The 19,061-nt window shown below is 71.2% G+C and carries 20 protein-coding genes; 13 read left to right on the top strand and 7 right to left on the bottom strand.

From position 1 onward, the window contains the following. Window position 1: 1 nt before the first annotated feature. On the top strand, window positions 2-1,432 hold the full coding sequence (gene cysS / locus BKE38_RS05950; protein ID WP_076956447.1) for a cysteine--tRNA ligase: 1,431 nt from the start codon (window positions 2-4) through the stop codon (window positions 1,430-1,432). A 50-nt stretch (window positions 1,433-1,482) separates the two neighbouring features. Here cysS and BKE38_RS05945 read toward each other — a convergent pair whose 3' ends face one another. Beyond that, the gene (locus tag BKE38_RS05945; RefSeq protein WP_076956446.1) at window positions 1,483-2,352 is read right to left on the bottom strand and encodes a protein-methionine-sulfoxide reductase heme-binding subunit MsrQ; all 870 of its coding nucleotides are present in this window, start codon (window positions 2,350-2,352) and stop codon (window positions 1,483-1,485) included. A 161-nt stretch (window positions 2,353-2,513) separates the two neighbouring features. Between BKE38_RS05945 and copM the strand changes: the two genes are divergently transcribed. Continuing rightward, window positions 2,514-2,882: a CopM family metallochaperone gene (gene copM, locus BKE38_RS05940; RefSeq protein ID WP_076956445.1), complete on the top strand. Its 369-nt coding sequence runs from the start codon at window positions 2,514-2,516 to the stop codon at window positions 2,880-2,882. An 85-nt stretch (window positions 2,883-2,967) separates the two neighbouring features. Then, a complete protein-coding gene (locus BKE38_RS05935; protein ID WP_076956444.1) occupies window positions 2,968-3,795 on the top strand; it encodes an RNA methyltransferase in 828 nt (275 codons plus the stop codon). Window positions 3,796-4,034: 239 nt separating this feature from the next. Here BKE38_RS05935 and BKE38_RS05930 read toward each other — a convergent pair whose 3' ends face one another. Next, entirely contained in the window at window positions 4,035-4,994 is a 960-nt protein-coding gene (locus tag BKE38_RS05930) for a Gfo/Idh/MocA family protein (RefSeq protein WP_076956443.1), read from the bottom strand. A 129-nt stretch (window positions 4,995-5,123) separates the two neighbouring features. Here BKE38_RS05930 and secD point away from each other — a divergent pair, with 129 nt between their 5' ends. The 4 genes from secD (at window position 5,124) to BKE38_RS05915 (ending at window position 9,486) form a co-directional block, all read left to right on the top strand. Next, on the top strand, window positions 5,124-6,710 hold the full coding sequence (gene secD, locus BKE38_RS33135; RefSeq protein WP_242662232.1) for a protein translocase subunit SecD: 1,587 nt from the start codon (window positions 5,124-5,126) through the stop codon (window positions 6,708-6,710). Between the two features lie 15 nt (window positions 6,711-6,725). Next, complete coding sequence (gene secF, locus BKE38_RS33130) at window positions 6,726-7,694, top strand: protein translocase subunit SecF (RefSeq protein WP_242662227.1); 969 nt, start codon at window positions 6,726-6,728, stop codon at window positions 7,692-7,694. A 226-nt stretch (window positions 7,695-7,920) separates the two neighbouring features. Continuing rightward, on the top strand, window positions 7,921-9,057 hold the full coding sequence (locus BKE38_RS05920; protein ID WP_076956442.1) for an EAL domain-containing protein: 1,137 nt from the start codon (window positions 7,921-7,923) through the stop codon (window positions 9,055-9,057). Between the two features lie 66 nt (window positions 9,058-9,123). Further along, window positions 9,124-9,486: a VOC family protein gene (locus tag BKE38_RS05915; protein ID WP_076956441.1), complete on the top strand. Its 363-nt coding sequence runs from the start codon at window positions 9,124-9,126 to the stop codon at window positions 9,484-9,486. A 69-nt stretch (window positions 9,487-9,555) separates the two neighbouring features. Here BKE38_RS05915 and BKE38_RS05910 read toward each other — a convergent pair whose 3' ends face one another. The 3 genes from BKE38_RS05910 to BKE38_RS05900 are packed head-to-tail and all read right to left on the bottom strand — an operon-like array spanning window position 9,556 to window position 12,631. Then, entirely contained in the window at window positions 9,556-10,728 is a 1,173-nt protein-coding gene (locus BKE38_RS05910) for an iron-containing alcohol dehydrogenase (RefSeq protein ID WP_076956440.1), read from the bottom strand. A gap of 47 nt (window positions 10,729-10,775) precedes the next feature. Next, on the bottom strand, window positions 10,776-11,666 hold the full coding sequence (locus BKE38_RS05905; protein WP_076956439.1) for an ABC transporter permease: 891 nt from the start codon (window positions 11,664-11,666) through the stop codon (window positions 10,776-10,778). Next, the gene (locus BKE38_RS05900; RefSeq protein WP_076956438.1) at window positions 11,666-12,631 is read right to left on the bottom strand and encodes an ABC transporter permease; all 966 of its coding nucleotides are present in this window, start codon (window positions 12,629-12,631) and stop codon (window positions 11,666-11,668) included. Before BKE38_RS05900 ends, BKE38_RS05905 begins: the two co-directional genes overlap by 1 nt. Before the next feature lie 99 nt (window positions 12,632-12,730). Here BKE38_RS05900 and BKE38_RS05895 point away from each other — a divergent pair, with 99 nt between their 5' ends. From BKE38_RS05895 to BKE38_RS05885, 3 genes are all read left to right on the top strand, one after another. After that, window positions 12,731-14,149 (top strand): L-lactate permease, encoded by a 1,419-nt coding sequence (locus tag BKE38_RS05895; protein WP_076956437.1) that lies wholly within the window; start codon window positions 12,731-12,733, stop codon window positions 14,147-14,149. Between the two features lie 121 nt (window positions 14,150-14,270). Continuing rightward, window positions 14,271-15,704, top strand: coding sequence for an aldehyde dehydrogenase family protein (locus BKE38_RS05890; protein WP_076956436.1), 1,434 nt, complete (start codon window positions 14,271-14,273; stop codon window positions 15,702-15,704). Between the two features lie 9 nt (window positions 15,705-15,713). Beyond that, entirely contained in the window at window positions 15,714-16,040 is a 327-nt protein-coding gene (locus tag BKE38_RS05885; RefSeq protein WP_076956435.1) for a YnfA family protein, read from the top strand. Here BKE38_RS05885 and BKE38_RS05880 read toward each other — a convergent pair. Beyond that, window positions 16,037-16,438, bottom strand: a complete 402-nt coding sequence (locus tag BKE38_RS05880; protein WP_076956434.1) for a GFA family protein — start codon at window positions 16,436-16,438, stop codon at window positions 16,037-16,039. The two genes, BKE38_RS05885 and BKE38_RS05880, sit on opposite strands and share 4 nt — an antisense overlap. 81 nt (window positions 16,439-16,519) lie before the next feature. On the opposite strand from BKE38_RS05880, the gene BKE38_RS31795 reads away from it, so the two are divergent. After that, window positions 16,520-16,678, top strand: a complete 159-nt coding sequence (locus BKE38_RS31795; RefSeq protein WP_165694118.1) for a hypothetical protein — start codon at window positions 16,520-16,522, stop codon at window positions 16,676-16,678. 2 nt (window positions 16,679-16,680) lie between these two features. On the opposite strand, the gene BKE38_RS31790 is transcribed toward BKE38_RS31795, so the two are convergent. Beyond that, entirely contained in the window at window positions 16,681-17,184 is a 504-nt protein-coding gene (locus tag BKE38_RS31790; RefSeq protein ID WP_165694117.1) for a hypothetical protein, read from the bottom strand. Between the two features lie 57 nt (window positions 17,185-17,241). On the opposite strand from BKE38_RS31790, the gene BKE38_RS05870 reads away from it, so the two are divergent. Together BKE38_RS05870 and BKE38_RS05865 are read left to right on the top strand one after the other, a co-directional pair. Continuing rightward, the gene (locus BKE38_RS05870; RefSeq protein WP_076956432.1) at window positions 17,242-18,150 is read left to right on the top strand and encodes a LysR substrate-binding domain-containing protein; all 909 of its coding nucleotides are present in this window, start codon (window positions 17,242-17,244) and stop codon (window positions 18,148-18,150) included. Window positions 18,151-18,193: 43 nt separating this feature from the next. After that, window positions 18,194-18,868 carry a DNA-3-methyladenine glycosylase family protein gene (locus BKE38_RS05865; protein ID WP_076956431.1) on the top strand — a complete coding sequence of 225 codons (675 nt, stop codon included), beginning with the start codon at window positions 18,194-18,196 and terminating at the stop codon, window positions 18,866-18,868. The last annotated feature ends 193 nt before the right edge of the window (window positions 18,869-19,061 follow it).

Below are 19,061 nucleotides of genomic sequence, written 5' to 3'. Positions count from 1 at the left end.
GATGACCGAACTGGCCTTCCACAACAGTGCCACGCGCCAGCGCGAGAGCTTCGTCCCGCTCGACCCGCAGCATGTGCGCCTCTATGTGTGCGGCCCGACGGTCTATGATCTGGCGCATCTGGGCAATGCCCGGCCGGTGGTGGTCTTCGACGTGCTGGCCCGCCTGCTGCGCCGCCGCTTCGACTGCGTCACCTATGTCCGCAACATCACCGACGTGGACGACAAGATCAACGCGCGCAGCCAGGAGAGCGGCGAGCCGATCAGTGCCATCACCGCGCGCACCACGGCCGATTTCCACCGCGACATGGCCGCGCTGGGCTGCGAGCCGCCGGACGAGGAGCCGCGGGCGACCGACAACATCGCCCAGATGATCGAGCTGATCGAGCGGCTGATCGCCAATGGCCATGCCTATGCCGCCGAGGGCCATGTGCTGTTCTCGGTGTCCAGCTTCCCGGGCTACGGCGCCCTGTCCGGCCGCTCGCCGGACGAGATGCTGGCCGGCGCCCGGGTCGAGGTCGCGCCCTACAAGCGCGAGGCCGGCGACTTCGTGCTGTGGAAGCCTTCGGCGGACGACCTGCCGGGCTGGGACAGCCCCTGGGGCCGCGGCCGGCCGGGCTGGCACATCGAATGCTCGGCCATGTCCTGGCGCTATCTGGGCCCGGATTTCGACATCCATGGCGGCGGGCACGACCTGCTCTTCCCACATCACGAGAACGAGCAGGCGCAGTCGGTCTGCGCCTTCCCCGGCTCGCGCTTCGCCCGCACCTGGCTGCACAACGGCATGCTGCTGGTCGACGGCGAGAAGATGTCGAAGTCGGTCGGCAATTTTTTGACCGTGCGTGACATCCTCGGCCGCGGCGCCTGGGCCGGCGAGGCTTTTCGCCTGCTGCTGCTGAAGACGCATTACCGCGCCGCGCTGGACTACACGGTCGAGCGGCTGGACGAGGCCAAGGGCGAGCTCGACGACTTCTACGCCCTGCTGGCGCGCGACCTGCCGACGCCTGCCGAGGATGACGCGCTGGTGGCCGAGATGGCCGAATGGGCGCTGGAGCCGCTGGCCGACGACCTGAACACCCCGCTGGCGCTGGCCCGGCTGCGCGACCTGCGCACGCTGGAGAATGTGGCGACGGTGGGTGGCTCGGCGACCACGGTGCTGCACCGGGTGGGCCGCGACTGGACGCCGGTCTCGGGCCAGGCGGCGGCCGCGCTGCGCCAGGCGGCGGCGGTCCTGGGGCTGCTGGGCAGCGATGCCCGGGCCTGGCGGCAGGCTGGCACCGACGACAGCGCCGCGATCGAGGCCGCCATCGAGGCGCGCCTGGCCGCGCGCCGCGTCAAGGACTGGGCCGAGGCCGACCGCATCCGCAATGCGCTGGCCGCGCAGGGCGTGGTGCTGGAGGACGGCGCCGGCGGCACCACCTGGCGCAAGGCCTGAGCTAAGCGCTGCCCTGAAAAGGGCCGATGAAAATGGGGGCGCGGGGGAATTCATTCCCCCGCTCTTGCTTTCTTCTTCCTGCCTGAGCCGCGCGCCACCCGCAGCGCCAGCATCCCGGCTGCCGCGATCCCCACCCACAGCGCCGGCCTCAATCCGAATTCGACATCGAGATTGGCTTCCAGCACCGGCAGCGGCGGCACGCCGGTGGCGACCCCGTACCAGGCCGCCTCGATCAGCGCCGTGCCGAGCGCCGCGCCGACACCGAGCAACACCAGCCTTAACAACCCCGGCGCGCCGCCCTTCGGCGCCACGGCGCGGTAGCCCAGCAGCCAGACCAGCAGCCCGGCCATCAGCACCGCCTCGGTGACGTCGATCTTCGACTGCAGGGCGAAATGCAGCACCGCCAGCCCGGCCAGCCCATAGACCACCCGGTGCAGCGCGGTCCAGCGCCGCCCGCCCAGCCGCTTCACCCAGCCATCGGTCGATGTCACCCCCAGCACCACCAGCCCGAGCAGCGCCACGAAGCCGATGGTCAGGTAGATGCGCAGCGCGATTTCGCTGACCAGCCGCCCGAGGTCCCATTTCAGGTCGGCCGCGTAGAGCAGCAGGTGCAGCAGCGCATAGGCCAGTGCGCCCAGCCCCACCATGCGGCGCACCAGCATCAGCCGCGGCCAGCGCAGCAGCTGCCGCGCCGGCGTCACCAGCAGCGACAGCCAAAGGATGCGCACCGCCCAGAGGCCGGAGAAATGAATCGCCTCCATGATCGGCCGGCCGCCGAGCTGGCCCTGGGCCGCCAGCGCCGCCAGCCACAGCCCCGGGGCGAAGAGCCCGATCAGCACCGCCAGCTTGAAGGGCGAAAAACTGCCCTGGCGGTCGCGCCAGGGGGCAGCCAGAGGCGGCAGGGACAGCGGCAGCGACATACGGGGTCCAGGACCAGGGGGGGGGCATCATGTGGCGCGGCCCCGCCCCTCCGCCAGCGTGGCGTTACACTTTGCGCGGGGCCGTGACCGGCCGCAGCCCTTGCCTTCCCCCCATGGCAAGCCTCCAGCTTGGGGCGGCACCCTTCAAGGAGCCGAACCGCATGCCGTTCCCGCCCTGTCGTCCCGCCGCGCTCGCCCTGCTGGCCGGGCTGCTCGCCACCCCGGCGCTCGCCCAGCATGCCGGCCATGGCGCCCCGGCCGCCGCGCCCGGCGCCCCCGCCTCGACCACCGAGCTGCAGGCCGCCAACGACGCCATGCATCGCGGCATGGGCGCCGTCCGCTTCACCGGCAATGCCGACCGCGACTTCGCCGCCAGCATGATCCCGCACCACGAGGGCGCCATCGCCATGGCCCGGGTCCAGCTGCGGCACGGCCGCGACCCTGCCATGCGCCGGATGGCCGAGGAGATCATCGCCGCGCAGGAGAAGGAGATCGCCGAGCTCCGCGCCTTCCTCGCCCGGCCGGGCTGAGCCGCGATCGGCCCTTTCGCGGCCGGCGCCGGGCGGCTATCGGGGGGGCGCTGTTTCATAGCTCCCCGCAAGGAAGACCCTGCCCATGACCGGCCGCGATGGTGGCGCCGACCTGAAGCCGCTCCCCGGCGAGAGCCCGATCGTGGTGCTGGTGCGCCCGCAGCTGGCCGAGAATATCGGCACCACGGCGCGGGCCATGGCCAATGGCGGGCTGTTCCACCTGCGGCTGGTGGCGCCGCGCGACGGCTGGCCGCTGGAGCGCGCCTGGTTCGTCTCCTCCGGCGCCGACCGCATCCTGGACGCGGCGACGGTGCATGCGACGGTGGCCGATGCCGTGGCCGACTGCCACCGCGTCTTCGCCACCTGCCCCCGCCCCCGCCATGTGGTGGTCCCGCTGCGCACCGCCCGCGCCGCCGCCGAGGACCTGGTGGAAATCTGCCGCGGCCAGGAAAAGCGCGCCGCCATCCTGTTCGGCCCCGAGCGCGCCGGGCTGGAAAACGACGACCTGGCCCATGCCGACACCCTGGTCCGCTATCCGCTGAACCCGGACCACATGTCGCTGAACCTGGCCCAGGCGGTGATGATCCTGGCCTACGAGTGGTGGAACGCGGCGGAAGACAGGACGCCCCCTCGCCTGCTGATGACCAACGAGACCCGGGTGGCGACCAAGGGCGAGCTGGAAGGCTTCCTCGGCCGGCTGACGGCTGAGCTGGACGCCTGCGGCTTCCTGGACAACCTGCCCAAGCGGCCCGGCATGGTGCGCAACCTGCGCCACTGGTTCCAGCGCGGCGAGGTGACGGAACAGGAACTCCGCACCCTGCACGGGGTGGTGACCGAACTGTCCCGCGGGCGGATGAAGCGGGGGCGTCCTGAAGAACTGGACCCGCCACTGCCGGAGTTTAAGGAAGACTGATGGAAGGCTGGGGGAATGAATTCCCCCAGACCCCCATCTTTTTTCTGTTCACCGGCCGTGAACAGGCCAGCGCCTGACCACGGGCGATACCAGGGCATCACGGCGGGGCGCCGCTTCAATACATCAGCGCGCGATCACAGGTCGCGCTGATGCTGGGCCGTTTCACGTACTGTCTCCACGTGGACAGGGCAGTCCGAAAGAAAAGGGGAATTCATTCCCCTGGCCTTGCCCCTGTCTTTTCAGACGCTTGCTGCTTTCAAGCTTGCTGCCACGGCCTCTTCGACCCGCAAGGCCGCGTCCAGCGCCGCACGACCGGCGGCGCCATCGACCACGACAGGCGCCCCGTCGAGGCAGGCCGCGACGAAGCTGGCCTGCTCGGCTTCCAGGTTGTCGCGGTCGGTCCAGGACAGGGTCTCGATGCCGTGGCCCGGGATCTGCTCCAGCGTCTCGCCCTGGCCCTTGCGGACCAGCTTCAGCTCGCGCGCCAGGAAGTCGAGGCTGGCATAGCCCTCGCTGCCGAAGACGCGCAGGCGGCGCTCCATCTTCAGGCTGGCGCGGCTGGCCGTGATGGTCGCCTGGGCGCCGTTGGCGAAGCGCAGCCGGGCATTGGCGATGTCGATGGTCTGCGAGACCACGGCGGTGCCGACCGCGTCGACGGCGACCAGCTCGGACTGGGCCAGGGACAGCACCAGGTCCAGGTCGTGGATCATCAGGTCCAGGATGACCGTCACGTCCAGGCTGCGCGGGCGGAAGGGAGCGATGCGCACCGCCTCCATGTAGAGCGGCCGGCCGACGCCGGCGCTGCCCTGCAGGGTCATCATGCCGGCGCCGAAGCGCTCGACATGGCCGACCTGCAGCACGCGCCCGGCGGCGGCGGCCTGGGCGACCAGGGCGTCGGCCTGCTCGCGGCTGGCGGCGATCGGCTTTTCCACGAAGACATGGCAGCCGGCGGCGAGCGCCTGGGCGGCCAGGCCGTGGTGGAAGGCGGTGGGGGCGGCGATGATCACCGCATCGGCCGCCTGCATCAGGGATTCGGCGCTGTCCCAGGCCTGGCAGCCCGCCTCAGTGGCGACCAGCGCCGCGCGGGCCGGGTCCGGATCGGCCAGGCCAAGGAAGTCGACGCGCTCCGCCCGGGCCGCCTTCAGGCTGTGGAACCGGCCGAAATGCCCTGCTCCCAGAATGCCAAGCTTCAGCCGCATGCTGCTGTCCCGTCTGGTGGAATGGTGCCGCGCGTGTAGCAGAGAGTCTCGGGCGATGCATGGTGGGTTGCATCAGGGGGCGCGACCCAGCATTTTCCGCACCCTCTAGATCGGGGGGCCTCTTCGGCCATGCTGTATTTCGCGCGGTGGAAGGTCGCCGCCATCCTTGGCGTCATCCTGCTTGGCGTGCTGCTGTCCTTGCCCAACCTGTTCCCGCGCACGGCCATTCCGTCCTGGCTGCCGTCGCGGCAGGTCTCGCTCGGCCTCGACCTGCGCGGCGGGTCCTACCTGCTGCTCGAGGTCGACCTCAGCGCGGTGGCGCGGGAGCGGCTCGAGGGCCTGGCGGATGGCGCCCGGACCCGGCTGCGTCAGGCCAATATCGGCTATGTGGCGCTGCAGCCGGAGCCGGCGGCGAACCGCCTGGTGCTGCGGCTGCGCGATGCCGGCCAGCAGCAGGCGGCGCTGACCGCGCTGCGGGAACTGGCCAATCCGGTGCCGGTCGGCGCCGGCGCCACCGCGCCCGATGTCGAGATGGCGTCGCAGCCGGATGGCAGCATCACGGCGACGCTGTCGGAGGCCGCCCTGCGGGCCCGGGCCAGCGGCGCGGTCGAGCAGTCGGTGGAGATCGTCCGCCGCCGCATCGACGAGACCGGCGTCTCCGAGGCGCAGATCGCGCGCCAGGGGTCGAGCCGCATCCTGGTGCAGCTGCCCGGCCTCGAGGATCCGAACCGGATCAAGGAGCTGCTGGGCCGCACCGCGCGGATGACCTTCCGCCTGGTCGACGACAGCGCCAACACCTCGGCGCCGGTACCGCCGCCGGGGGTGGAGTTCCTCAACGGCGAGGCGCCCGGCGAGCGCTATGCCGTGCGCCGCCGCATCGAGGTGGACGGCGCCAACCTGACCGACGCGCGCGCCGGCCAGGACGGGCGCAACGGCCAGTGGGTGGTGAATTTCAGCTTCGATTCGGTCGGCACCCGCCGCTTCGCGGAGATCACCCGGCAGAACACCGGCCGCCCCTTCGCGGTGGTACTGGACAACAAGGTGATCACGGCGCCGCGGATCAACGAGCCCATCACCGGCGGGCGCGGCCAGATCAGCGGCAACTTCACCGCGGCGACGGCCAATGACTTGGCGGTGCTGCTGCGCGCCGGCGCCCTGCCCGCGCCGCTGACCGTGGTCGAGGAGCGGACCGTCGGCCCCGAGCTCGGCGCGGATGCGATCCGGGCCGGCCTGATCAGCCTCGGCGTCGGCGCCGCCTTCGTCTTCCTCTACATGGGCCTGGCCTATGGGCTGCTGGGCTGGATGGCGAATATCGCGCTGTTCGTGAACCTGCTGCTGATGCTGGCGGCGCTGTCGGTGCTGCAGGCGACCATCACCCTGCCCGGCATCGCCGGCGTGGTGCTGACGCTGGGCACCGCGCTCGACGCCAATATCCTGATCAACGAGCGAATCCGCGAGGAGGCCCGGCAAGGCAAGCCGCCGGTCAATGCGCTGGAGCTCGGCTTCAGCAAGGCGTCCGGCACCATCCTGGACAGCAACCTGACCAACCTGATCGCCATGGCCTGCCTCTATGGCTTCGGCTCCGGCCCGGTGCGCGGCTTCGCGGTGACGGTGGCCATCGGCACCATCGTCTCGATGTGGACGGCGACCACCCTGGTGCGGCTGTTCGTCGCCACCTGGTATCGCTCGCGTCGTCCCAAGACGCTGCCGGTCTGAGAGGGGATACGACCCATGTTCCTGTCCCGTCCGCTGTTCCGCCTGTTTCCGGATGACAGCAAGATCCCCTTCATGCGCGGCCGCCGCTTCGGCATCGCCTTCTCCATCATCCTGTCGGTGCTGTCGCTGGTGCTGGCCTTCTATCCGGGGATGGAGAAGGGCATCGACTTCCGCGGCGGCATCATCATGGAGGTCCGCACGCCGGGCCCGGCCGATCTCGGCGCCATCCGCACGGCGGTCAGCCGGCTCGACCTCGGCGATGTCGGCGCGCAGGAGTTCGGCGACGCCTCGACCGTGCTGCTGCGCCTGCCGGTGCAGGGCGACGAGGGCGCGACGCAGAGCGCCGTCAACCGCATCCGCGCCACGCTGGAGCAGGTCACCCCCGGCACCCGGCTGCTGCGCACCGAGGCGGTGGGCAACCGGGTCAGCTCGGAGCTCTTCGTCGGCAGCCTGATCGCGCTGGGCGTCTCGATGCTGGCGATGATGGCCTACATCTGGTTCCGCTTCGAATGGCAGTTCGCCGTCGGCGCCATCGTCACCCTGCTGCTGGAGACCACCAAGGTCATCGGCTTCCTGGCGCTGACCCGGATCGAGTTCAACCTGACGACGGTCGCCGCGGTGCTGACCATCATCGGCTTCTCGGTCAACGACAAGGTGGTGGTCTATGACCGGATGCGGGAGAATCTGCGCAAGTACAAGACGATGCCGCTGGAGGAGCTGATCGACAAGTCGATCAACGAGACCATGAATCGGACGCTCGGCACTTCGGTGACGCTGCTGCTGTCGGCGCTGCCGCTGGCGCTGTTCGGCGGCGACGCGCTGGCGGGCTTCGCCTGGACCATGGTCTTCGGCATCGTCGCCTCGACCTCGTCCTCGATCTTCATCGCGGCGCCGATCCTGCTGCATCTCGGCGAGAACAAGCTGCGCCGGGGCACCGAGGCCCCAGTTGCCAAGCCTTTGACCGCCGGTAAGGGCATCGGCTGATCACAAGGGCAGGAGAATCGCTCTGCCTCGATCGAGGCGGCCCGATTCTGGCGAGAAAGCACACCGGCCGACCCTGCGAAGGGCCGGCCGGAAACGTTTCCAGGACCATCTATGGTTGCGTTTTCCGCGATTTCCGAGAGAATGTCCTAATATTAAGACAAATCTTGGCATTTGGTGGTCATCGGTCTAAGTAGGTTCTGACGGCGCATCGCCGGAAGGAATCCGCATGTCCCCGCAACCCATCCCGGTCCCCGGCCGAGCCCAGCAGACGCTGCTGCTGGCCCGTGACCCGGCGGTGCTGCGGGCGCTGCACGGGGTGGCGGGGATGCCGCCGCGGGAACTGTCCTCCGGGCGCGAGGCGCTGCGCCATCTCTTCACCGCCGAGGATCCGGCGCGGCACCTGGTCTGCCAGCCCTCGGCCGCCGGCAAGGCCTGGCCGGCGCTGCTGGCCACCGCGCAAGACCCATTCGTTGGCACCGGGCTGATCGTCGTGCAGGAGGATGCGCGCGGCCCCGGCGTGCCGGCGCGCGCCTCCGACCTGGCGGCGGCGCTGAAGTCCACCCCGCCGCCCGGGCCGGCGCCGGTGACCGATCCGATGGTGCTGGCGCGCGGGCTGGCACGCGGCGAGATCAGCGTGCGCTACCAGCCGGTGCTGCGCATCGCCGACGAGCGGCCGGTGCTGGTCGAGGGGCTGGCGCGCTGGCAGCCGAAGGGCGACGTGCCGCTGGGGCCGGACAGCTTCGTGCCGCTGGCCGAGCGCAGCGGGCAGGTCAGCGCGCTGTCGGTCGCGGTGGCGCAGGCCGCCTTCGCCGAGCTCGGCCCGATCATCGGGCGGCTGGGCGCCTCGCTGAGTCTGAACCTGCCGCTGAGCCTGCTGCTGGACCGGACGGTGCCGCAGCGGCTGTGCCAGCTGCGCGACGCGGCGCATTTCCCCGCCGACGCGCTGATGGTGGAGCTGACCGAGACGACGCCGGTGCGCGACCGCAGCGCGCTGCGCCGCGCCCTGCATCGCTGCCGGGCGCTGGGGCTGCCGGTGCTGGTCGACGACATGGGGCTGCAGGATGAGCGGGTGGCGCTGCTGGACCTGCCTTTCGCCGGCATCAAGCTGGACCGCTCGCTGGTGGCGGCGATGCCGGAGAGCCACCGGGCGCGGGCCGAGGTCGCCATGCTGGTGCGCCGCGCCCATGCCAACCGCATGACGGTGACGGCCGAGGGCATCAGCGACAGCCGTCTCTGGCGCGCGGTGGCGGCGGCGGGCGTCGACAACGCCCAGGGCTATGCGATCAGCCGGCCGCTGACGGCGGCGGCGCTGCCAGCCTGGGCCAGCACGCGGCACTGGACGCACCGCAACCTGCAGGGCTGAGGCCCTCCCCTTCCCTCCTGCTGCGTATCGGCGCATGAGCGGCGGCTGTTGCCATGGAGGGTTGCCGTGCCGCTGAGCAGGCTGGTGCTGTATGTGCGGGACGTCGAGGCGACGGCCGCTTTCTACGCCACGCATTTCGGGTTCCGCGTCGAGCGGTTGGAGGGCGACCGGATCGTCGAGCTGGTGCCGGCGGATGGCGGGGCGATCCTGATGCTGCATCCGGCCGCCAAGGGCCAGCGTCCGGGCCAGTCGCTGGCGAAGCTGGTCTTCGACGTCGCGGATGTGGAGGCGTTCTGCCGCATGGCGGCCGAACGTGGCCTGCCGTTCGGCCCGGTGCATCGTGCGGATGGCTATTGCTTCGCCAATGCCAAGGATCCGGCGCAGAACCCGATTTCGGTCTCCAGCCGCGCCTATCGCCAGGGTGGATGACCGCGGCAGCACGGCCAGAAAAAAGATGGGGTCCAGGGGAATTCCTTCCCCTGGCCTTGCTTGCTGGTGTCAGGCGAAGGCTTCCTCATAGAGCCTGACGATCTCGCCGGCATCCGGCTGCCGCGGGTTGTTCCCCGGGCTGCCCGAGGCGAGGGCCTGCTCCGCCATCTTCGGCAGCAGCTTCCTGAACTCGGCTTCCTCGATGCCGAATTGCCGCGGGCTGGGGACGCCGAGCTCGCGGTTCAGCGATTCGAGCTCGGCGAGCAGGGCGTTGGCGGCGGTCGCGTCGTCGCCGGTGGAGAGGCCCATGATGCGGGCGGCCTCGGCGTAGCGGGACTGGGCGGCCTGCAGGCTGAAGCGGGTGACGGCGGGCAGCAGCATGGCGTTGGACAGGCCGTGGGGGACGTGGAAATGCGCGCCCAGCGGCCGGGACATGCCGTGGACCAGCGCCACCGAGCTGTTGGAGAAGGCCAGCCCCGCCAGCATCGCCCCTTCCATCATCCCGGCCCGCGCCGTGGCGTCGCGGGGGGCGCCATAGGCCTTCCGCAGGTTGCGGCTGATCAGGCGCATGGCGGCGGTGGCGTAGAGATCGGCCAGCGGGTTGGCGCGGCGGGAGACGAAGGCCTCCAGCGCATGGGTCAGGCTGTCGATGCCGGTATCGGCGGTGATGCGCGGGGGGACGCTGAAGGTCAGCTCGTAATCGACCAGGGCGGCGGTGGGCAGGGCGCCGAGCCCCGCAATCAGCATCTTCTCGTCGTTGCGGGTGTCGGTGATGACGGTGAAGCGGGTGGCCTCGCTGCCGGTGCCGCCGGTGGTGGGGATGCAGACCAGCGGCAGGGCGGCGCGGTCGGCGGCGGCGGGGACCTTGAAGTCGCGCAGATGCTGGCCGGGGCCGGCAGCGGCGAGGATGCCGATGGCCTTCGCCGTGTCCATCGGGCTGCCGCCGCCGAAGCCGACCAGGCAGTCGAAGCTGCCGCGGCGGAGCATGGCGAGGCCGGCCTCGACCACGGTGTCGGTCGGGTCGGCGACGGTCTCGGAGAAGACGCGGGCGCCGATTCCGGCCTCGGCCAGGGGCGCCAGCACCCGGTCGATCATGCCGGAGGAGACGATCCAGGGGTCGGTCACCACCAGTGGCCGCGACAGGCCGAATTCCTGCAAGAGCTTCGGCAGCTGCTGCAGCGTGCCCCCGCCCACCAGGATCTTCCTCGGGGCAACCAGCGAAGCTGTGGTCAATTGGGCCATGCGGCGTCGTCTCCCTTATCAGGCGCGACGCCAGCGACCTTCTCACATCATTTGCGGAGCCGCGGGTTGAGCACGTCGCGCAGTTGGTCGCCGACCAGATTGATGCCGATGATCAGCGCCAGCAAGGCCAGGCCGGGATAGACGCTGATCCAGTAGCGGCCCGAGAGCATGAACTGGAAGCCGTTGGCGATCAGGGTCCCGAGGGAAGGCTCGGTCACCGGCATACCCACGCCCAGAAAAGAAAGCGTCGCCTCGATGGCAATGGCATTCGCCACCTGCACGGTGGCCACCACGATCAGCGGCGGCAGCACATTGGGCAGCAGGTGGCGCAGCATCTGCCGCGCCGGCGGCAGCGCCAGCACCCGGGCCGCATCCATGTAGTCGCGATGCCGCTCGGCGCTGGCGGCGCCATGGGCGGTGCGGGCGAAATAGGCGTATTGCGCGGCGACGAGGGCGATCACCACCTGCTGCGTCCCCTGCCCCAGCGCCGCCACCAGGACGAGCGCCAGCAGGATGGCGGGAAGCGACAGCTGCAGGTCGACCAGCCGCATCACCGCCTGCTCGGCAAGCCCCCCGCGCCAGGCGGCGAAAAGCCCGGCGACGGTACCGAGGCAGAGCGCCACGGCGCCGGCGGCGACGGCCACGAAGATCGAGGTGCGCAGGCCGAAGAGGATGGCCGAGAGCACGTCGCGCCCGGCGGCGTCAGTGCCGAGCAGGTGGACATAGCCGCCGGAGCCCTCGGTGCCCGGCGGCAGGCGGGCGTCGAGCAGCGAGAGCCCGGCCTGGTCATAGGGGTTCTGCGGCGCGATCCAGGGGGCGGTGACGGCGGCCAGGACGATGACCACCACCAGCGCCAGGCCGAGCAGCGCCAGCCTGGATTCGGCGAAATCCGTCCAGAACATCCGCGCCGGGGAGACCGGCCTGGCGAGGCCGGACATCAGCGGTGCCTCAGGCGCGGGTCGAGCAGGGTGTTCAGCACGTCCACGCTCAGGTTGATCAGGATGAACATCGCCACCACCAGCATGAGGTAGGCCACCATGACCGGCCGATCGAGGGTCTGGATGCTCTCGATGATCAGCCGGCCCATGCCGGGCCAGGAGAAGATCGTCTCGGTCACCACGGCGAAGGCGACGACGCTGCCGAATTCCAGGCCGATGACGGTGACGATCGGGATCAGGATGTTGCGCAGCGCGTGGACCACGACGATGCGGGCCGGCTTCACGCCCTTGGCGCGGGCGAACTTCACGTAGTCCTGCAGCATGGTCTCGCGAATGCCGGCCCGCGTCAGGCGGATGATCAGCGACAGCTTGAAGAGGGCCAGGTTCGTCGCCGGCAGGATCAGATGGTACAGGCCGTCAACGGTGAGAAAACTGCATTCGATGCCGAAGACCACGACCGTTTCGCCGCGGCCGCCGGAGGGCAGCCAGCCGAGCTCGACGCTGAAGACCAGGATCAGCATCAGCCCGACCCAGAAGGTCGGTAGCGAGAAGCCGAAGATCGAGGCCGCCATGATGCCCTGGGCCGGCAGGTCCTTGGGCCGCAGCCCGGCATAGAGGCCGAGCGGCAGGCCCAGCACGACGGCGATCAGCATGGCGGTCAGCGCCAGCTCCAGCGTGGCCGGCAGCTTCTGCGCGATCAGGGCCAGCGCCGGCTCGTTGAAGACGAAGCTGCGGCCGAAATCGCCGTGCAGCAACCCGTTCAGGAAGCGCAGATACTGCACCCAGAGCGGCTGGTCGAAGCCGTAGCGGGCGATGGTCTCGGCGATGATGCGCTGGTCGGCCGCCGGGTTGATCAGCACGTCGATCGGGTTGCCGATGGCGAAGACGCCGGTGAAGACCAGCAGGCTCATCACCCACATCGCCAGCAGCGCGGCGCCGAGGCGCTTCAGGAGGAACAGGCTCATGGGCCGCGATGCTGCGGCCATTCCGCCAGCGAGACCAGAGGGCTTGGCCGCGTCGCACCCCCTGGTCGAAGCGGCGCTGCTCAGGAAGGATGCGGAATCATGCTCCTCCTGCTGCAATCCGCGCCGCTCCTGCTGCTGCTCGCGCTCCTCCTCTCCGGCCGCGCCGGGCCGGTGCCGGCCTGCCTCGCGGCGCTGGCGGCCAGCCTGCCCGCCATCGCGCTGACCCTGCCGGAGGGCAGCGGGACGGCGGTCTTCTTGGGCACGGAAAGCCTGCGGGCGGCCTTCCTGGCGATGCAGCCGATCGGCGTGCTGGCGGGGGGGCTGATCTTCCACGCCGCCGTCACCCGCCTGGCGCCGGCGGACCAGGCGCCGGAGGAAGCGACGCCGCGCCGCATCTTCGCCGCCACCCTGCTGGGCGGCGCCTTCGTCGAAAGCGTCACCGGCTTCGCGGTGGGCGCGGTCTTCGCGCTCGCCCAGCTGCGGCGGATGGGCCTCGGCGGCGCGCCGGCGGCGGCGATGGCGCTGCTGGCGCTGGTCATGGTGCCCTGGGGCGGCCTCGGGCCGGGCACGGCGCTGGGCGCGGCGCTGATCGGGCTGCCGGCGCAGCAGGTCGCCCTGGCCACCGCCTGGCCGCATGCGGCGTGGCTGCTGTGCCTGGCCCCGGTGCTGTGGCGGCTGTGCCGCGCCGCGGGAATCGTGGTGCCGACAGGAGAGAAGATCGCGCAGCTGGGCATGATGGCGCTGATGGCCGCCCTGCTGCTGGGGGTTAATCTTTTCCTGCCCTTCGAGGTGGCGGGCATCATCGGCACCGGGGTTCCTCTTCTGTATGTCCTCTGGCGGCTGGATCCGCCGCGCGGGGCCCTGGCCTGGCGGCGGGCGCTGGCGGCGCTGGCCCCCTGGGCCGGGCTGACCGCGGCGCTGCTGCTGGCGCGCTCCTGGCAGGGGGCGCCGGCGGTGCGGCCCTTCGCCGAGCTGCCCGCCTTCCCCATCACCCATGTCGCCGTCGTCCTCTGGGTCTTCTCTCTGTTTTTGCTCCTGCTGCGGCCGGGGGCCTTCACCGCCTTCGGCGCCGCCATGGGGCGGGCGCGGCGGCCGGCGCTGGCCATGCTGCTCTATGTCCTCCTCGGGCGCTGGCTGGCCGGCGCCGGCATCGCCGCCAGCCTGGCCGAGGCCGCGGCCGCCGCCATGGGGCCGGCCGCCGCCTATGCCATGCCGGTGCTCGGCCTGGTCTCCGGCGCCGTGACCGGCAGCAATGTCGGGTCGAATGCGGCGCTGATGCCGGTGCAGGCGGCGCTCGGGAAAGCCGCGGGGCTGCCGCTGCAGCTCGCCGCCGGGCTGCACAACTTCACCGGCGCGGCGGCGGCGGGGATGAGCTTCGCGGTCACCGCCATGGTCTCCAGCCTTGCCGGCGGCAATGCCCGGCCGGGGGCGATCTGGCGGCTGCTGCTGCCCTCCATCCTCGCCGTGCTGCTGATCGGCTGGGCGACGCTGGCCATCGAGCTGTCCATCCCGCGGTAGATCCGGTCGCAGAGGGCGTCATTCTTGACAGGTTATAACGCTTATCCGGCCCCTGGACGCATTTCCCGGCTGCACTTTCTGGCCTAGACCACGCGCCAGACGAGCTCAGGAGACTTCTTCCATGCAGACCTACGGGCATTGGATCAACGGCCGCAGCGTGGCCGCCGAGCAGCACCTGCCGGTGATCAACCCCTCCGACGGCGGCGTCTTCGCCCGCATCGCCCGCGGCACCAAGACCGAGATCGACGCGGCCGTCGCCGCCGCCCAGGGCGCGCTGGACGGCGCCTGGGGCCGGATGTCGGCGACCGAGCGCGGCCGCCTGCTGAACAAGCTGGCCGTGCTGATCCTGCGCGACGCCGAGGCCCTGGCCCAGGCCGAGAGCCGCGACGTCGGCAAGCCGATCCGCCAGGCCCGCCAGGACGCCGTCGCCTGCGCCCGCTATTTCGAGTTCTACGGCGGCAGCGCCGACAAGATGCATGGCGACACCATCCCCTATGCCGAGGGGATGACGGTCATGACGGTGTGGGAGCCGCATGGCATCACCGGCCATATCGTGCCCTGGAACTACCCGATGCAGATCGTCGGCCGCTCGGTCGGCGCGGCGCTGGCCATGGGCAATGCCTGCATCCTGAAGCCGGCCGAGGACGCCTCGCTCTCCTCGCTGATGCTGGCCGAGCTGGCGGCCGAGGCGGGCTTCCCGGAAGGCGCGCTGAACGTCGTCACCGGCCTTGGCGAAGAGGCCGGCGCGGCCCTGACCTCGCACAAGGCGATCAGCCACCTGTCCTTCACCGGCAGCCCGGAGGTCGGCACGCTGGTGCAGACGGCGGCCGCCAAGAACACCATCCCGGTCACCCTGGAGCTCGGCGGCAAGAGCCCGCAGCTGGTCTTCCAGGATGCCGACCTGGACACGGCGGCGACCACCGTCATGGCGGGCATCATCCAGAATGCCGGCCAGACCTGCTCGGCCGGCAGCCGGGTGCTGGTGCAGGCCTCGGTCTTCGACCGCTTCGTGGGCGAGCTCGCCGGCCGCTTCGACAAGCTGGAAGCCGGCCCCGCCGAGCGCGACATGGACCTCGGCCCTGTGGTGAACGCCGACCAGCAGAAGCGGGTCAACGCCTTCCTCGACTTCGCCAAGGGTGACGGGCTGAACTTCGCCGGCCAGGGCCGCATTGCTTCCAATGCGCCGGAGGGCGGCTTCTACGTCAGGCCGACGCTGCTGGCCGACGTGGCGGCCACCCACCGCCTGGCCCAGGAAGAGGTCTTCGGGCCCGTCCTGACCGCGATCCGCTTCACCGACGAGGCCGAGGCGCTCGCCATCGCCAACGGCACCCAGTTCGGCCTGGTGGCCGGCGTCTGGACCGCCGATATCGGCCGGGCGATGCGCCTGTCCAAGGCCATCAAGGTCGGCCAGGTCTTCGTCAACAACTACGGCGCCGGCGGCGGCGTGGAGCTGCCCTTCGGCGGCGTGAAGCGCTCCGGCCATGGCCGCGAGAAGGGCTTTGCGGCGCTGGCCGGCTTCGCCTCGCTGAAGACCATCGCCATCAAGCACGGCTGAGGATCCCGCATGGGGCGGCTCGCGATCATCTATGGCGCGGCCGCCCTGGCGGAAATCGGCGGCTGCTTCGCCTTCTGGGCGGTGCTGAAGCTGGGCCGCAGCCCCTGGTGGCTGCTGCCCGGCTTCTTGTCGTTGATCGCCTTCGCCTGGCTGCTGACCCTGGTCGACAGCGAGGCGGCGGGGCGCGCCTATGCCGCCTATGGCGGGATCTATATCGCGGCGTCGCTGGCCTGGCTCTGGCTGGTCGAGGGCCTGCGTCCCGACCGCTTCGACCTGGCCGGAGCTGCCCTCTGCCTTGTTGGCGCCGGCGTCATCCTGCTGGCCCCGCGCGGCTAGCCGGAACCGTCCCGGTTGCGGGCATGCGCCGGCAGGAAGGTGCCGAGCTCGACCCAGGGGATGCGGCTCTGCACCCAGATATGGTCGCGCGGCGCCGGCTCGGACGGCTCGTCCAGCGTTGCGGTGCTGACGTCGACCTCGCCCAGGCTGGCATTGAAATAGGTCAGGCTGGTGCCGCAGGCGCCGCAGAAGCCGCGCTGCACCCCAGGGCTGGAGGCATAGAGCGCCATCGTGCCCTGCGTCACCGCGAAGTTCTGCGTCGCCACGCTGAACCAGGCCATGAAGGGCGCGCCGCTGGAGCGCCGGCAATCCAGGCAATGGCAGGCCGTGGCGTTGTAGGGCTCGCCTTTCGCCACATAGCGGATCGCCCCGCAATGGCAGCCGCCCTGGTGTCGCATCTCCCTGCCCTCCTGCCTGGGGCGCGGAACCCTGTGCCGCGCCGCCCGTTTCCCAAGCGGACAGCTTGGAGCAATGCCGCCATGGCCGAAGACAAAAATCCGAAATCCGACACGACCGGCACCGAGGCGCCGTTCCGCGACATGGGCACGCCGCCGGCCGGGCGTCCGGTCGACCCGAAGGAGCAGCAGCCGGCCAAGGGCGGCGCCGGCGCCCTGCCGGAGCGCAAGGGCGGGGTCTAGCCTCAGCCCGGCCCGGGCAGCCGCGCCAGCCGGACGGCGGCCAGCATCGCCACCACCAGGCCGCCGCCGACCACCGCCACGATCTCCGGCCAGGCGGCGGCGGACCAGGCCAGCCCGCCCAGCGCCCCCATCACCGCGGCGCCCCTGTCGTAGCTGAAGAGATAGAGCGAGGAAGCCTGCGCCCTGGCCGTCGCCGCCCGCCGCCCGACCCGGGAACTGGCCAGGGAATGCGCTCCGAAGAAGCCGAGGGTCAGCAGCGCCAGCCCGAGCACCAGTGGCTGCGCCAGGCTGACATGGAAGCCCTCCGAGCAGGCCGGCAGCAAAGGCTGCACGCAATACAGCAGCGCAACTGTCGAGACGCCGGCGCAGAGAAAAGCAGGATTGGTGCGGCGGAAGGCGGCGGTGCCGCGCTCGATGAAGGGAACCTCGGGGGACAGCGCAGCGGAGATCGCGAAAAGCGTCCTGGGACGCGCTGCAACATGCGCTGCCCGTGATAGTCTGGTCATTGGCGCCGCCCGGCAGAATGCTTCGGCCCCACCGAACACAGGTCCGGAGTCCGCCCCTTGGAGCTGCGCCACCTCCGCGCCTTCCTCGCCGTCGCCGAGACGCTGCATTTCGCCCGCGCGGCGGAGCGGCTCGGCGTCTCGGCGCCCTCGCTGACCGAGCAGATCCAGGCGCTGGAGCGGCATCTGGGCGCCCGGTTGTTCCGCCGCAGCAAGCGCGAGGTGGCGCTGACGGACGCCGGCACCCTGTTCCTGGCCGAGGCCCAGCCGGCGCTGCGCCAACTCGAGCGCGCCGAGCGCATCGGCCGCCAGGCAGGCCGCGGCGAGCGCGGCATCGTCACCATCGGCTTCGCGGCCTCCGCCGCCTTCTCCGGCGTGCTGGCGGCCTGCATCCGCGACTGGCGCCGCGCCCATCCGGAGGTGCTGCTGCGCCTGCAGGAGATGGAGACCGTCCCCCAGGTCGAGGCCGTCGCCGCCGGCGAGATGGACGTCGCCTTCATCCGCCCGCCCTTCATCGCGCCGCCCGGCGTGACCGCGCTGCGGCTGCTGCGCGAGACCCTGTTGATCGCGCTGCCCGACAGCCACGCCCTGGCGGCGCTCCCCGCCATCGCCGCCGATGCCCTGGCGGAAGAGGATTTCATCGCCCCGGACCCCGAGCGCGCCGGCTTCCACCATTATACCGAGCAGCTCGGCGCCCGCGGCGGCTTCACCCCGCGCCTGGCGCATCGCGGCCGCGACCTGGTGGCGGTGGCCAGCCTGGTGGGACTCGGCCTCGGCGTCGCCGTGGTGCCGGCCTCGCTGCGCGCCTGCGTGCAGCTGCCGGGCCTGTGCTACCGCCCGCTCTCCGGCGCGCCGATCCTGGCCGACATCGCCGCCGCCTATCGCCGCAACGAGGCCGCCCCCGCCGCCCGCGACTTCATCCGCCAGCTGCGCCAGGCCGCCGCCCAGTTCGCCGGGGACCCCGCCTGACGCCCCTTGCGGCAGCCACGGCCCCGCCGCAGCATGGCGCGCGATGCTTGCCCCTTCCCGCCCCGCCGCCCGCGGCCTGAGCCCGCGCGCCGCCCGCGCCCATCTCTCGGCAGACCCGGTGCTCGGCCCCGTGGTGCGCCAGGTCGGCGCCATGACGCTGAAGCCGCTGACCCGCGAGCCCTATGAGGCCCTGGTGCGCGCCATCGCCCACCAGCAGGTCCATGGCCGCGCCGCGGAAGCCATGCTGACCCGCCTCATCGCGCTGTTCCCCGGCCAGGACTTCCCGCATCCCGAGGGCATCCTGGCCCTGCCGGACGAAGCGCTGCGCGGCTGCGGCTTTTCGGGGGCCAAATGCGCCGCCATCCGCGACATCGCGCTGAAGTCGGTGGGCGGCCTGGTGCCCACCCGCCGCGCCGCCACCCGCCTGCCCGACGAGGAGCTGATCCAGCGCCTGGTCGCCATCCGCGGCGTCGGCCGCTGGACGGTGGAGATGCTGCTGATCTTCACCCTCGGCCGCGCCGATATCCTGCCGGTCGACGATTTCGGCGTCCGCGAGGGCTACCGCGTCGCGGCAGGCCTCGACGCCCAGCCGAAGCCGAAGGCGCTGGCGGCAATCGGCGAAGCCTGGGCGCCGTTCCGCTCGGCCGCGGCCTGGTATCTGTGGCGGGCGGCGGACCTCGCTAAGGAGAACAAGTTCAAGGCGCCTGCGGCGATCTGAAAGGTCGGGGGAATGAATTCCCCCGAGCCCCCTTCTTTTTTCTGTTCTGTTGGCCGTTTGAAGGGCAGCGCCTTGTCGGCGACACCAGGGTGCCGCGGCGCGCGCTGACAGGTCGCGCCTCGGATTGGCCGTTTCGTGTCCTGTCACCGCGTGGACATGGCAATCAGACAGAAAAAAGAAGGGGTCCAGGGGA

Origin of the sequence: Teichococcus deserti, assembly GCF_001982615.1 — a bacterium.
GTDB lineage: Bacteria > Pseudomonadota > Alphaproteobacteria > Acetobacterales > Acetobacteraceae > Pseudoroseomonas > Pseudoroseomonas deserti.
This window is presented reverse-complemented; position numbering and strand designations above follow the sequence as displayed.